The following is a 13,055-nucleotide window of genomic DNA, read 5'->3' as shown; positions in this document are numbered from 1 at the left end:
CGCGGCCATGGTCACAGGCACAGTCAGATCGCGTGATCGCCACCGGTAAGCCATGTGCCGGAATTGTAGGGATATGGACGGATGGTTTGCCGGGAAAAGGCCCGTCCGCTACGTCGGTCTCCGGTCTCAGCCCGTCTTCGGGCAGATCGTGCCGCTCTTGGGCGTGCGCAGGGCGAGCAGGTAGTCGTCGACCGCGCTGTCCACGCACGCCGAGCCGCTGCGGTAGGCCGTGTGCCCGTCGCCGTCATACCCGAGCAGCACGCCCGAGGTCAGCTCCGAGGCGAGCCCCTGCGCCCACTCGTACGGCGTCGCGGGGTCGCGCAGGGTGCCGACGACGAGGATGGGCGGCGCGCCGGCGGCCTTGAGCGGCTTGTCGGTGCCGACCGACTTCACCGGCCAGTAGGCGCAGGGCAGCGAACCCCACATCACGAACGGCCCGAAGTGCGGCGCCGCCTTGGCGGCCTGGCCCGCGGCCTTCCGGTAGGCGGCCAGCGACTTGGGGAACGGGTGGTCGACGCAGTTGATGGCCATGTTGGCCTCGGTCTGGTTCGAGTAGCTGCCGTCGGCCCGCCGGTCGACCAGCAGGTCGGCCATCTGGAGCAGCTCCGTGCCGTCGCCCTGGTTCATCGCCTTGGCCAGGGCCTCCCGCAGCCGGGGCCAGGCCGCCCGCTCGTACAGCGGAGTGGCGATGCCGATGACCGCCCACGCCTCGTTGATCTGCCGGCCGTCGCCCAGGTCGTTCTTCAGCGGCTGCCGGTCGGCCCGCGACAGCAGGTCGCTGATCTCCTGCATCGCGCCGTCCACCGTACGGCTCTTGAAGGGGCACGACTTGTCGAGGAAGCAGTCTTCGACGAAGGCCTTCAGCGCCACCTCGAAGCCCTTCGCCTGCACCTCGTTGGACTTCAGCGACGGCACGGCCGGGTCCACCGCGCCGTCGAGCACGAGTGCCCGCACGTGCTTGGGGAACAGGTCGGCGTACATCGCGCCCAGATAGGTGCCGTACGACTTGCCGAGATAGGTGAGACCACGGTCGCCGAGGACGCCGCGCAGGACGTCCATGTCCCTGGCCGCGTCGGCCGTGCCGACGTGGGGGAGCAGCCGGGCCGACTTGGCTCCGCAGTTGTCGGCGAACAGCTTCGACTCCCTGTCGAGCGCCGTGACCTCCGCCGGCGTGTCCGGGCTGGAGTCCATCCCGATGTACGCGTCGAGCTGGGAGGCCGTCATGCACGTGACCGGGGTCGACTGGCCCACGCCGCGCGGGTCGAACCCGACGACGTCGAACTGGGCGCGCACCTTGTCGCTGACCACGGATCGGGCCGCCCGCGCGTAGTCGATGCCGGAGCCTCCGGGCCCGCCGGGGTTGATGAGCAGGGAGCCGACGCGCTTGCCGGTCGCCGGCAGCCGGATCACGCTGAGGTCGATGCGCTCGCCCGTGGGCTTCGAGTAGTCGAGGGGCACCTGGATCTTGGCGCACTGGAAGCCGTCGCCGCACGCCTTCCATGCGGGCCGCTGCGCGTAGAACGGCTGCAGATCGGCCGAGGGCGCCTCGGCCGCCGGCTGGGCCGACGCGCCCGCGCCGGGCTGTTCGGAACCGGCCGGAGCGTGGCTGGAGCACGCCGCGAACGGCAGCAGCGCGGCCAGCGCCGCGATCGCCATTCGCCGGCTCTGACCACCGCCGTACCGCGTACGAGGCGGTAGGACCTTCGCTTTCTGCCCAGCCGATCGCATACCCGTCGTTTCCCCTGCTGTCGCCTGCGTGACGAGCACCAGCATGCCGCCTGCCGCGGGCGGGCGGCGACCACCCGGCAAGAGCCGTGCGGGATGAGGTCAAATGTCTGGTGGCCCGAGGGCGCCGTCGGACGAGACAGGGCGCTTTTCGTGTGACAGATGCGCCTGGTATGCCCTGTCTCCGCTGGTCATCGGGTAAAGGGAGGCCCAGTGGGTGGCTCGGGAAGTTTTACCGATCTCTCGTCGCGCTGATCACGCCCCCGGACCGCGCCCGTGGGCCCTCCGGGGGCCTTCGAAGATCGCGACGCTCCGGGCCGCGACGGGTGCACGAGAACCGTGCCAACCCTGTAGACTGTGCGAAGCCGTTCGCGGCGTGCCGCCTTAGCTCAGTCGGCCAGAGCACTTCACTCGTAATGAAGGGGTCAAGGGTTCGATTCCCTTAGGCGGCTCCACTACAGAGGCCCTCCCGGATCACCGGGAGGGCCTCTTGCTAACACCCTCGCTAACAGTTGCCCACTTGATCGGCTAAGTGCGGCTTCCGGGGCTAAGCAACTGGAACGTCTCGTCCACCCAAGTCCTCTCCAGAGCGTTACTTGTGATACGTCGCAAGGCGATGAAGGAGGACTCTGGCTCACGACTTGATAGGCTGCTATTAGACATGAGGTCTGATGTGAAGCCGGCGAGAGCCTTGAAGGCAAGGTAGGGCGGAGCGTCCGCACTGGTCCACCGATGCGCCACTATCTCTCGGGTGCCGGACTTATAGATACGGGACTGCAGGGGGACCTTCCGCTGGATGGACTTCCGTAGGCTTTGGAAAGCCTGTCGAAAACAGCCAAGAAGGGTGCATTCCCGCTGCGACAGGGAGTGCTCGGAGGCCAGTCGCACAAGGAGCGACTCCACTTTGCCCTCTGCTTCGGCAGCACGGCTCAGCATCTCCGCTTGGAAACGATCATCCTCTCTGAAACTGGCAGGAGCGCCGTCCCAGGACTTCCAAATTGAACAGAACTGCCCGTATGCCTCATAGAAAGCGCCGAGAGCCAGGAGATCCAGCTCTCGGCGCTTCTTCCGCTCGTCCCATCGAGCGGTGAGCCGGTTGCCCACCAACCATCCAAGGGTGAGGGTTAATAGGGCAACTGCAAGGTTGGGAACTGCCTTGACGGTTTCCATCCACAGCGTTCCGCCCATCTCGCCTCCTGATCTCTATTAGAGAGATCGCTGGCGAGGCGCGAAGTGTGTCAGTTCCGTTCGCTTGTGTTCAGCGGGCGAGGACCAGCGCGGCGAAGGAGCGGGCCTGGATGTCCGGGTGGGTGAAACGCCGGGCCGACGTGTCTCCGATGTCCGCGAGCACCTCGTCCAGGTGCCCGTCGCGGGTCCAGCGGGCGAGCGCGGTGTAAGCGTGGTCGTCACGGACCGCGGGATCCGGTGACACGAGCATGGCCGAGAGTTCGTCCGCGAGGCGGCGGACCGCCACATCCCCGGGAAAGGGGAAACCCGCGGCCGCGACCGATGGCCAGTCGACTGAAGCGGAGGGCATTGCGGGAGGCTATCGCAGCCGCCAGATGCTTCCGCAGCATGTGTACGCGCTGGATCCGGGGCCCCGCACCGTGTTCTCCGCCGGCATGACCCTGATCATGAGGCAGACCCGATGGGGACGCGGACCGCTACCCGGAAGCCGCCGCCCGGCAGCGGGCCGGACTCCATCGTGCCGCCCTCGGCAGCGACGCGCTCGGACAGGCCGTTCAGGCCGTTGCCCGGAACGTGCTTCCCCTTGGCCCGGCCGTTGTCGCGGACCTCCAGCACCGCGTCGTCGCCGTCGCGTCCTACCTCGATGACGCAGCGGGAAGCGCGTGCGTGGCGGACGAGGTTGGTGACCGACTCGCGCACCGCCCAGCCGAACACGCCGTCGGCCGCATCCGGCAGGGGCGCTCCCGACATCCGTACAGTCGTGTCCACTCCGGCCGCAGCCAGGACCGTCCGCGCGCCGTCCAGCTCCTCGCTCAGGTCACGCCGCCGGTAGCCGGAGATCGCCTCGCGCACGTCCGTCAGCGAGGACCGGGCCACCGACTCGATGTCGCCGATCTCGGCGATGGCGCGGGCGAGGTCCCGGTCGGCCAGCCGCCGCGCCAGCTCGCTCTTCAACACGATGAGCGACATGCTGTGGCCGAGCAGGTCGTGCAGGTCACGGGCGATGCGCAACCGCTCGTCGGCGGCGGCGAGCCGGGCGACCTCGCCGCGAGCCTCGCGCAGTTGCAGCACCAGCGTCCGCGAGTGCCGGAGCGCGACCATCAACATTCCGAACGCCAGCAGCACCAGCGCGAACCCGCCGATCATCGGGGCCGGGGCGCCGACCAGCACCCCGTCCACGGCTATCACGGCCGTCGACACCAGCACTCCGTACGCGGCCCACCGCAGCGGCAGCGACATCGCCAGCACGAATGCCAGGTAGATCGGCAGACCCAGCCAGTCGAGACCGAACAGCGGTGGCAGCCCCGCCGCCAGCAGCGCGAACGTCGCCAGCACCGTCACCGACCGCACCGTGTATGGGTCGTCCCAGTGCCGCCGTACGAACGCCGCCGCGTAGTACATCAGCGCGAACACCACCATGGCCGCCAGGCCCAGCCAGCGCCGCGTCCCTTCGTAATGGGCCACCGCCACCCCGACCGGGGTCAGGAACAGCAGTCCGAACGACATCCAGAAGGCCCGTTGCAGCAGCGCGGCGCCTTCGACGTCGCCCCGGAAAAGTCGGCTCATTGGGCCGTACGCTAGCGCGGCCGTTGGCGGCGAGCCCAGCGCTTCGCCCTGGCCGGCCCTCCGGGTAGCTCCGGGAGGGCCTCTTGCCAACACTCCCACTACGTATCATGCCCGCTGAATTCTGACAATAGATCGAAATCCTCTACAAATCACCAGGTACGGCATTTTCGGCGAGATGGCTTGCAAGGCACCTCTGCCTTAAGACACGCACACAGAAATCTTTCAGTTCTACGGGCGCCGGCGTACCCGTTCCCATTACAGTGTGACCCGCAGTCGAACTGTCAGCAGAATCTGATGACGAGTTATTCCGTGGAGAGGTTGGCCATGGCCGGGAAGCCGCAGGTGCACCTGCGGAGCGTGGTGCTCTTGCGCGCCTTGATGGTCGGACTCGGTCGCAGGGTGACCGAGTTCGCTCGTTGCCCGGCCGTTACCAGCGGACAGTGCATTGACGGTCTGTTCAAGCGAGGCACGCGCCGTCGTACCACGGCGGACGCCATCGCGACAGCAGCGGGGGCGCAGACTGTCGACCTGTTCAACCCATGCATTCATCTTCCATGGATCTGCGAACTCATCGTGCTTTCTGTTGAGAATTCGTATTCCTGACCTCCTCGGATGGGTTCTTATCGAGAGTTCGATTCGCACCATCTCGACCGAAGAACTACACGTTCCGCCGCGCCATTCTCAGCCGGTCGGCTCCCGGGATGCGTCCTCGACCCCATCAGGAAGAGAGCATGGCGCCTTCCGCGAACCTCACGAAAGGAATCATCTCCTGATGAAGAAAGCTCTCGTTGCCGGTGGCGTCCTCGCCGCCGCTGCACTGATCACCACTGCGGCGGTGGCCACCCAGGTCGCAAGCGCGGTGAGCACAACGCACACGGTCACAAGCGCGGCGCGCACCCTCACGCACGCTGCCTCGAGCGCGGCGACCACCACCACGCACACGGCCAGCAGCAGGTCCCACCTCAGCGCGAGGAACGGTTACTCCCCGAGGCACACCGTGCAAGGTCGCTTCCGCGGGGACCGCGATCACAAATACATCCTGAACGGCCGCACGTACGTCCTGCCCGGCTGCCAGTACATCGTGAACGGCGGGGTGTACGTCATGCCCACCTGCAGCCAAACCCGTCCCGTCTACATCCTGAGCGGCCGCACGTACGCCCTGCCCGGCGACTGGTACGAGCAGCCCATCGCCGGCCTACCCGGCCGCTGGTACGGCCTCCCCGGTTACAGGCTCGACGAGCGCGTTGTTCATGAGTACGTCCTGGATGGCCGCACGTACGTCCTGCCCGGCTGCCAGTACATCATGAACGGTGGGGTGTACATCATGCCCACGTGCAACTACCGCACTCCGGTGTACATCCTCAACGGTCGCGCGTACCCCCTGCCCGGCCGCTGGAACTGTGACCGGACCCTTGACCTGCCCGGCTGCTGGTACGGCCTCCCCGGTCGCGGGTTCGGGATCGGTCAGCGCTGGGACGGGTTCGGCCACAGATGGGACGGGCGCGGCCGCGGCTGGGGCGGGTTCGGCCAGAACTGGGGTGGGTTCGGCCATGGCCACGGCTGGGACTGGGGCCGCGGCTCTGACCACAACTGGGGCGGGGACCGGCCCCGCCAGGGCGGCTCCGGCGGCTCTGGCCACTGGGGCGGCGGCTCCGGACAGGGCGGTTCCGGCCACTGGGGCGGCGGGTCCGGTCAGGGCGGCCAGGGCGGACCCGGTCAGGGCGGCCAGGGTGGACCCGCTCAGGGTGGACCCGGTCAGGGCGGCCAGGGCGGACCCGGTCAGGGCGGCCAGGGTGGACCCGGCCAGGGCGGCCAGGGTGGACCCGGCCAGGGCGGCCAGGGTGGACCCGGCCAGGGCGGCCAGGGTGGTTCCGGCGGCTCTGGCCACTGGGGCGGCGGCTCCGGTCAGGGAGGCCAGGGCGGACCCCGTCAGGGCGGCCAGGGCGGACCTCGTCAGGGCGGCGCGGGTGGTTCCGGCCATTGGGGCGGCGGCTCCGGTCAGGGCGGCCAAGGCGGCCAGGGTGGTTCGGGCCAGGGTGGTCAAGGCGGCGCAGGCGGTTCCGGCCAGGGTGGACCCGCTCAGGGTGGACCTGGTCAGGGCGGCCAGGGTGGACCCGCTCAGGGTGGACCTGGTCAGGGCGGCCAGGGTGGACCCGCTCAGGGTGGACCCGGTCAGGGCGGCCAGGGCGGACCCCGTCAGGGCGGCCAGGGTGGACCCGCTCAGGGTGGACCCAGTCAGGGCAACCCGGGCGGACCCGGCAAGAGCAACCCGGGCGGACCCGGCCAAAGTGGACCCGGCAAGGGCGGCTCAAGCCTCTGAGATGGCTCCGGCCACAACGGAGGCGGTCAGCACTAACCGATGGTGTCGCTGCCAATGGGCCAGGTGTCCGCGGACTCCAGTGCGCCGGCAACGACAGCACTGCAACATCCCGTCTTTTCCAAGCTGGCCGGGGTGACGGGCGACCTGCGCTAGGGGCTGCATACCGGCCGCGGGCTTGCGCCGCTCCTCGAGGCGTGCGGTGTTGCCTTGTGACGTCATCGGGGCGGTGTGCGGCCGTGCCGCCCCTAAAGGGCAGGCCCTCCCCGCGGGCCGGGGCGCGATTCGCTCGCGGCCCACGGTGTGGCGGGGAGGGCCTGCCGTCGATGTGGTTGCCGGATCAGCCGGTGATGCTGGCCTCACCGGTCTCGATGTGGCCGACGAACCGCTGCGACCAGCCTCCGTCGACGTCGACGGTGACCGTCACGTCGTACCAGCCGTCGCTCTCCTTCACCGGGTTGACCGTCCACGCCTCCTTGCCGTGCGCGTTGACCTTCACGGTGTCCGGCTTGCCGGAGATGTAGTTGTTGTGGGTGATCGTGAACGTCACGCGGGTGCTGCCGTTGTTGCGCAGCCAGAGCTTCAGCTTCGGGTTCTTCGTCGACTTGCCGTCGTAGTAGTCCGCCTCGACGACGAGGTCCTTACCGGCGGTGGCGACGTCGCCGGCGAACCGGCGCAGGAACCGGTTCGGGCCGATGACGGTGATGTCGTACGCGGTGTCGCCGGCGGAGGAGCCCACGGCGCCGGTCCCGGACATGGTCGACTGCGCGGCGACCGTGTACTGGCCCGGGAACGCGGCCGGATACTGCGCCAGCGACGGGATCCCGGCGCGGTTGTTGTACACGGAGAAGTGGCTCGCCTTGGTGACGAACGGGGCCTCGTTGCTCAACGTCAGGTTCGCCACGGTGCCGGACGGCCCGCCGGTGAACCCGGCCAGGTTGGCGTTCGGCTGGTACGGCAGCGGCCGCGCCCGCTTGGTGCCCTCCTCCTGGGTCGGCATCATGTTGTCGCCCGGCAGCGGGGTGTATCGCGTCTCGGGGATGAGCGGCCCGGTCTCCGGCAGTTCGGGCATGCCGTAAATGGGCTTCTTGAAGTCGAAGGCGTACGTCAGGTCGCCGCAGACCTTGCGCCGCCAGTCGCTGATGTTGGGCGAGATGGCGGGCTTGCCGAGCGCGGTGGACCACTTCTCGATGAACTGGATGACCGAGGTGTGGTCGGAGACCTCCGAGGTCACCCAGCCGCCGCGGGTCCAGGGCGAGACGAGGATGAGCGGCACGCGGAAGCCGAGCCCGACGGGGAGCGGCTCGGTGACGCCGTACGAGGCCATGGTGCCGGAGACGAACTCGTCCGCCTCGCCCGGCGCCGGCACGGGCGGCGGGACGTGGTCGAACTGACCGTCGTTCTCGTCGTAGTTGATGATCACCACGGTCGAGTTGAACACGTCGGGGTCGGCGTTGAGGGCCTCGAGCACACCGCGGAGGAAGTACGCGCCGTTGCTCGGCGCCGTGACCGGGTGCTCGGAGAAGAACTGGTTGTTCACGATCCAGCTCACCTGGGGCAGGGTGCCCCCCAGCACGTCGGCGCGGATCGCGGCGATGAGGTTGTCGGCGTTGCCCGACAGCCCGGTGACCGGCTCGGGGACGTTCTTCACGCCGTTGTCGTAGAAGACGTTGCCCGGTTCGGCCGTCCCGCCCTGAGTGGGGTCGAGCTTGCCGAAGGTGTTGAAATACTCCAGGCCGTTGTCGCCGTAGTCGTCGGCGCACTGGTAGACCCGCCAGCTGACGCCCGCCTTCTGGAGCGTCTCGGCGTAGGACTCCCAGGGCAGGAACTTGCCGCGCTCGTCACCGCCGTCGTACGCGGTGAAGCTGCCGTGCTTCTTGTCGGCGTTGATCGTTCCGCCCCACAGGAAGGTGCGGTTGGGCCCGGTGGCGCTGAGTGCGGAGCAGTGGTAGGCGTCGCCGACCGTGTAGGCGTCGGCGAGGGCGTAGTGGAACGGCAGGTCACGGCGGTCCAGGTAGCCCAGTGTGGTCGGGCCGCCCTTGGCGTAGTACCAGCCGTTCATGAGGCCGCCGTACCAGGCGCCGTGCTGGTCGGTCCAGCCGTGGCTGGTGCCGCCGTAGTTGGCGGCGCCGAGCTCGGCGCTCGGCGGGGTCGCTCCACTCCAGGTCTTGGCCCCGCTCAGCCGCCACGGGTACTGCGTCTCGGCGCCGTCGGTCAACGTCTTCGGCTGCTCCCAGACGGTCTTGCCGCCGGGGAGCACGATGGTCGAGCGGTCGCCGAAACCACGCACGCCCTTCATCGCGCCGAAATAGTGGTCGAAGCTGCGGTTCTCCTGCATGATCACGATGACGTGCTTGACGTCACGGATGTCGCCGTACGGCTTGGGCGGGTGACCGGGCTTCTGTGTGGGGGCCGCGGCGGCGCTGGCGCTGGGCAGTGCGGCGCCGACGGCGGCCGCTCCCGTTACGGCAGCGGCAGTGCCGAGAAAGTTTCTGCGGGACAGTTCAGGCATGGCTTCAGACCTCCGCGTGCGGAATGTGGCCGCACGACGCTAACCGCGAGATCTTGCCCGGAGGCGACGAGAAGACAAAGCCGACATTGCCGATTGGTGCCGTCCGTACTGGCATGAAAGCGGCTAAAGCAGACCAGTGACCGCCCTTCAGGCCACGGACCACCCTCGCGAGGCCGCGCGTAGCAGCTCGTAAAACTCAGCGAGGGGCCGTGATGATAGGCAGGGCGACGTGCACGAGCATGCGGTCATTCTGAATGAACCGGCGCAGGGTCTTCGTCCGATGCCGCAGGGTGTCGCCTCGTTCGAGAGGCTGGAAGCCGAGCACCAGTTGGTCGTGCTCCGCGAGCTTGCCGACCACTGCATGCAGACCGGCGAAAGATCGAGGTCAGGGCAGCATTTCTCGCTCGAAGGATTCGCGTCCCGACTCGTCGAACCGCGCGCAGAGCTCCTGTATCTCGTCCTTGAGAAGGACGATCTGCGAGAAGCCGACCAGCTCGTCGTCCACCCGGATCGGTGAGACCGTGACCAGGATCGTGGTTTTCCCGTACGGCCTGGCGACGTAGCGCACCGGCTCGACGCGGCCCTCTTCGAAGAGCCGGAGCATGGCGTCGAAACGGGGATTGGTCACCGCTCGGCGATGTCGCTTCCGGACGTCGTCTCCGATGTATCCGGGCTTCCGGTCGAGGTGCTCCGAAGCCCACTTGTTGTAGTACATCACCGTTCCGTGGCGATCCAGAATGGTGACTCCGACGCCGGCCTGTTCGAGGATCCGGTCCGCCCACTGATCCAAATCCCAGTCCGCGGCGATGCGGTTCTCGGCGACTTCGGCCGGCTCGGCCTGAGGTGACATTGACGCCTCCGGATAGCGAATTTGCAGATCAGGACAAAGTCTTGACGCCTGCACCCGAGTCCACAATGAGTTCTTTTTGGGGCGAGCCTTCGGCTGACCCGAAGTCTCCAGAGTGGGGGCCGAGATGGGTAGCGTCTCGACCATGACGTACGACCTGACCGATCTTCAGCTGTTCCTGCAGGTGGTCGATGAGGGCAGCATCACCCGGGGTGCGGAGCGGTCACACCTGTCGCTGGCTTCGGCCAGCACGAGGATCAAGGCGATGGAGAAGGCTCTGGGGGCGCCGCTGCTGATCCGGCATCGCCGTGGTGTCGTGCCGTCACCGGCAGGGTGGTTGCTGGTGGCCCATGCCCGTCAGGTCATCGAGCAGATTGCTCGGATGCGTTCTGAATTGTCGCGCTATTCCGACGGCCTGCGGTCCACATTGGTGATCTCGGCGAATACTTCGGCGACCGAAACGCTCGTGTCGTCGGTGATAGTCGACTTCATGGCCGACAATCCCGACATCGACCTGGAGCTGGAGGAGCGGCCGAGTCACGAGATCGTCGCCGCCGTCACCGACGGCCGGGCGGAGCTGGGGATCATCGCCGACACGGTGGACTCGGGCCGGCTGGAACGGGCGGTGCTGCGTCCCGATCCGCTGGTCGTCATCACACCGCCGGGCCACGCGCTGGCCGCGCGTGCTCATGTCGCGTTCAGCGAGTGCCTCGGCCACCCGTTCGTCGGCTTCACCGAGGGGAACCCGTTGCAGGAGCATCTGAGCGGGCAGGCCCAGCCGCTCGGGCTCCGGCCCCGCTACCGGGCGCATCTGCCGTCCACGGAGGCGATCTGCGGCGCGGTGGCGGCCGGGGTCGGCATCGCCGTGGTTCCCGCGCGTGCGATCGACCGTTGGCGGCGTACGTACGACCTGCGGGCCGTGGACCTGACGAACTCCTGGGCCAAGCGCAACCTGCTGTTGTGCTGCCGGCGCTGGTCCGGGCTCTCCGATGCCGCGGCGGCGCTCGCCGCACGCCTCACGGCACCCGAGTCACCCGCCGCACCGGACGACGGCGGCGCGGCCTGAGCGTGGGAGAGGTCGCCGCCCGGTTCACCGGCCGTAGAGCAGCGAGGTCCACGCATTGGTGAGCACGTCGACGAGGACCTGCTCGTCGTCGAAGGGCGGCACCCCCGAGGCGGCGAGGTAGTAGAGCCGTTCGCCCATCCAGGTCAGCGAGGCGGCCACGGCGCGTACGTCCGCGTCGCCGAGGTGCCGCAGCGCCTCCGGGTCGGATCGGATGCGGGCCACGGCGGCCTCGGTGAACAGGTCCATCTGTTCGAGCCACAGGGCTCGCAGGTCGTCGTCGGAGCCCCAGCTCTCCACGATCGCCATGAGCACGCCCGCGTTCGCGCGCCACAACCGTGCGCCGTCGGTCACACCGGCCCGGAGCGCGGCGGCCGGGTCCTGCCGTCCGCCGGTCCAGGGCTCGGCCGCCTGCTGTCCCTGCGTCACGGCCTCGCGTACGAGCTCGGCGAGCACCGCCTGCTTGCTCGGGAAATAGAAGTAGAAGCTGGCCCGGGACACCTTGGCCGCGGTCAGGATGTCGCTCACGCTCAGGGTGTCGAAGCGGCGCTCCCGCAGCAGCTCACGCGTCGCCGACAGGATGCGCTCCCGAAGCTCTGCGGAGGCCGCGGCGCCCGAGCGGCGCGCGGCGGGAGCGGTGCGCTTGGAAGACATGCGACCAAGCGTACGACGGCGTGTATGGACGCTACGTCCATACATTCGATCTGGACGACATGTCCAGACAGTGTGTATGGTCATTGCCATGACGCACATCGCGATCCATCTGGTCGTCTCCGATCCCGACAAGGCCGCCGCCGCGGAGCTGTTCAGCGGATCGGCGACGGCATGAGATACCGGACGCTGGGCGCGAGCGGCCTGCGGGTCTCCGAGCTGATCCTGGGCGCCATGACCTTCGGCGAGCAGGGCGGCGTCGGCGCGCCGCTGCCGGAGTGCCGGCGCATGCTCGACCTGTACGCCGAGGCCGGCGGCAACATGATCGACACTGCGATCAACTACCGCGACGGCGCCAGCGAGCGGATACTCGGCGAGCTGCTGGAGGGCCGGCGCGAGTCGTTCGTGCTGGGCACGAAATACACCGTGTCACGCGACCGCGCCGACCCCAACGCGGCGGGGAACCACCGCAAGAACCTGCGGGCGTCGCTGGAGACCAGCCTGCGCAGGCTGCGTACGGACTACGTGGACGTCTACTGGGTGCACATGTGGGACCGCGACACGCCGATCGAGGAGACCATGCGCGCGCTGGACGACGTGGTCCGCTCCGGCAAGGTTCTTTACGTGGGGATCTCCGACGCCCCCGCCTGGATCGTGTCGCGGGCCAACACGCTGGCGCAGTGGCATGGGTGGAGCCCGTTCGTCGGTCTCCAGGTGCCGTACAGCCTGCTCCAGCGCGACATCGAACGCGAGCTGCTGCCGATGGCCGAGTCGCTGGGGCTGGGCGTCACCGCCTGGAGCCCGCTGGGCGGCGGCGTGCTGTCCGGCAAGTACACCCGCCCCGGTGCCCCCGCGACCGGCGGCCGGCTGAACGCGGAGTCGCTGTCGGCCCGTGACCACGCGATGGCCCGGGTGGTGCAGGACGTCGCCGACGACCTCGGGGCCACGCCCTCCCAGGTGGCCATCGCGTGGACCGCGAGCCGGTCGCGCGCGATCCATCCCATCGTCGGGGCGCGCGATGCCGACCAGCTCCGCGACAACCTCGCCGCCGCCGGCCTCACCCTGCCGCCGGAAAGCATCGCCCGGCTGGAGGAGGCCACCGGCTTCGAGCTCGGATTCCCCGGGGACTTCATCTCCCAGACGTCCCCGTGGGTCTTCGGCTCGGCGCTTGTCGACTGACGTCATG

General features: G+C 68.6%; 12 protein-coding genes, 1 tRNA gene and 1 pseudogene. 5 read left to right on the top strand and 9 right to left on the bottom strand.

What is annotated here, in order from left to right:
* Positions 1–126 precede the first annotated feature (126 nt).
* A complete protein-coding gene (locus FLV34_RS22255) occupies positions 127–1,656 on the bottom strand; it encodes an alpha/beta hydrolase (RefSeq protein WP_185949103.1) in 1,530 nt (509 codons plus the stop codon).
* Positions 1,657–2,103: 447 nt separating this feature from the next.
* On the opposite strand from FLV34_RS22255, the gene FLV34_RS22250 reads away from it, so the two are divergent.
* Positions 2,104–2,180 (top strand) — tRNA-Thr (locus FLV34_RS22250).
* Between the two features lie 73 nt (positions 2,181–2,253).
* Here the strand turns inward: FLV34_RS22250 and FLV34_RS22245 are convergent.
* The 3 genes from FLV34_RS22245 to FLV34_RS22235 form a co-directional block, all read right to left on the bottom strand.
* Positions 2,254–2,913, bottom strand: a complete 660-nt coding sequence (locus tag FLV34_RS22245) for a hypothetical protein (protein ID WP_147943960.1) — start codon at positions 2,911–2,913, stop codon at positions 2,254–2,256.
* Between the two features lie 70 nt (positions 2,914–2,983).
* Positions 2,984–3,262, bottom strand: a complete 279-nt coding sequence (locus FLV34_RS22240) for a hypothetical protein (RefSeq protein ID WP_142651879.1) — start codon at positions 3,260–3,262, stop codon at positions 2,984–2,986.
* A 95-nt stretch (positions 3,263–3,357) separates the two neighbouring features.
* On the bottom strand, positions 3,358–4,479 hold the full coding sequence (locus FLV34_RS22235) for a sensor histidine kinase (RefSeq protein WP_147943959.1): 1,122 nt from the start codon (positions 4,477–4,479) through the stop codon (positions 3,358–3,360).
* A gap of 324 nt (positions 4,480–4,803) precedes the next feature.
* Between FLV34_RS22235 and FLV34_RS22230 the strand changes: the two genes are divergently transcribed.
* Positions 4,804–5,082: a hypothetical protein gene (locus tag FLV34_RS22230; RefSeq protein WP_142651877.1), complete on the top strand. Its 279-nt coding sequence runs from the start codon at positions 4,804–4,806 to the stop codon at positions 5,080–5,082.
* A gap of 592 nt (positions 5,083–5,674) precedes the next feature.
* Here FLV34_RS22230 and FLV34_RS22225 read toward each other — a convergent pair.
* The 3 genes from FLV34_RS22225 to FLV34_RS40625 form a co-directional block, all read right to left on the bottom strand.
* The gene (locus FLV34_RS22225; protein WP_147943958.1) at positions 5,675–6,766 is read right to left on the bottom strand and encodes a hypothetical protein; all 1,092 of its coding nucleotides are present in this window, start codon (positions 6,764–6,766) and stop codon (positions 5,675–5,677) included.
* 370 nt (positions 6,767–7,136) lie between these two features.
* On the bottom strand, positions 7,137–9,308 hold the full coding sequence (locus FLV34_RS22220; protein ID WP_142651449.1) for a phosphocholine-specific phospholipase C: 2,172 nt from the start codon (positions 9,306–9,308) through the stop codon (positions 7,137–7,139).
* Between the two features lie 196 nt (positions 9,309–9,504).
* A complete protein-coding gene (locus FLV34_RS40625; protein ID WP_168066502.1) occupies positions 9,505–9,666 on the bottom strand; it encodes a hypothetical protein in 162 nt (53 codons plus the stop codon).
* On the opposite strand from FLV34_RS40625, the gene FLV34_RS43420 reads away from it, so the two are divergent.
* Positions 9,589–9,825 carry a hypothetical protein gene (locus FLV34_RS43420; protein WP_369074160.1) on the top strand — a complete coding sequence of 79 codons (237 nt, stop codon included), beginning with the start codon at positions 9,589–9,591 and terminating at the stop codon, positions 9,823–9,825. The two genes, FLV34_RS40625 and FLV34_RS43420, sit on opposite strands and share 78 nt — an antisense overlap.
* On the opposite strand, the pseudogene FLV34_RS43415 reads toward FLV34_RS43420, so the two are convergent.
* A pseudogene (locus FLV34_RS43415) lies at positions 9,817–10,158 on the bottom strand (PAS domain-containing protein); the annotation flags it as partial. The gene FLV34_RS43420 and the pseudogene FLV34_RS43415 sit on opposite strands and share 9 nt — an antisense overlap.
* Before the next feature lie 142 nt (positions 10,159–10,300).
* Between FLV34_RS43415 and FLV34_RS22210 the strand changes: the two are divergent.
* Positions 10,301–11,221, top strand: coding sequence for a LysR family transcriptional regulator (locus tag FLV34_RS22210; protein ID WP_187280694.1), 921 nt, complete (start codon positions 10,301–10,303; stop codon positions 11,219–11,221).
* 24 nt (positions 11,222–11,245) lie between these two features.
* Here FLV34_RS22210 and FLV34_RS22205 read toward each other — a convergent pair whose 3' ends face one another.
* Positions 11,246–11,872 (bottom strand): TetR/AcrR family transcriptional regulator, encoded by a 627-nt coding sequence (locus FLV34_RS22205; protein WP_147943956.1) that lies wholly within the window; start codon positions 11,870–11,872, stop codon positions 11,246–11,248.
* A 171-nt stretch (positions 11,873–12,043) separates the two neighbouring features.
* On the opposite strand from FLV34_RS22205, the gene FLV34_RS22200 reads away from it, so the two are divergent.
* Positions 12,044–13,048, top strand: coding sequence for an aldo/keto reductase (locus FLV34_RS22200; protein ID WP_142651446.1), 1,005 nt, complete (start codon positions 12,044–12,046; stop codon positions 13,046–13,048).
* The last annotated feature ends 7 nt before the right edge of the window (positions 13,049–13,055 follow it).

This window comes from Microbispora sp. CSR-4 (genome assembly GCF_008033685.1).
GTDB lineage: Bacteria > Actinomycetota > Actinomycetes > Streptosporangiales > Streptosporangiaceae > Microbispora.
Note: the sequence above shows the minus strand (reverse complement) of the source record. Positions and strands in the feature narration are given on the sequence as shown.

What these genes read in the sequence shown, in the direction of transcription:
- FLV34_RS22255 (WP_185949103.1), bottom strand. Translation starts at nt 1,656, where the DNA reads ATGGCGATCGCGGCGCTGGCCGCGCTGCTGCCGTTCGCGGCGTGCTCC.
- FLV34_RS22245 (WP_147943960.1), bottom strand. Translation starts at nt 2,913, where the DNA reads ATGGGCGGAACGCTGTGGATGGAAACCGTCAAGGCAGTTCCCAACCTT.
- FLV34_RS22240 (WP_142651879.1), bottom strand. Translation starts at nt 3,262, where the DNA reads ATGCCCTCCGCTTCAGTCGACTGGCCATCGGTCGCGGCCGCGGGTTTC.
- FLV34_RS22235 (WP_147943959.1), bottom strand. Translation starts at nt 4,479, where the DNA reads ATGAGCCGACTTTTCCGGGGCGACGTCGAAGGCGCCGCGCTGCTGCAA.
- FLV34_RS22230 (WP_142651877.1), top strand. Translation starts at nt 4,804, where the DNA reads ATGGCCGGGAAGCCGCAGGTGCACCTGCGGAGCGTGGTGCTCTTGCGC.
- FLV34_RS22220 (WP_142651449.1), bottom strand. Translation starts at nt 9,308, where the DNA reads ATGCCTGAACTGTCCCGCAGAAACTTTCTCGGCACTGCCGCTGCCGTA.
- FLV34_RS43420 (WP_369074160.1), top strand. Translation starts at nt 9,589, where the DNA reads ATGCCGCAGGGTGTCGCCTCGTTCGAGAGGCTGGAAGCCGAGCACCAG.
- FLV34_RS22210 (WP_187280694.1), top strand. Translation starts at nt 10,301, where the DNA reads ATGACGTACGACCTGACCGATCTTCAGCTGTTCCTGCAGGTGGTCGAT.
- FLV34_RS22205 (WP_147943956.1), bottom strand. Translation starts at nt 11,872, where the DNA reads ATGTCTTCCAAGCGCACCGCTCCCGCCGCGCGCCGCTCGGGCGCCGCG.
- FLV34_RS22200 (WP_142651446.1), top strand. Translation starts at nt 12,044, where the DNA reads ATGAGATACCGGACGCTGGGCGCGAGCGGCCTGCGGGTCTCCGAGCTG.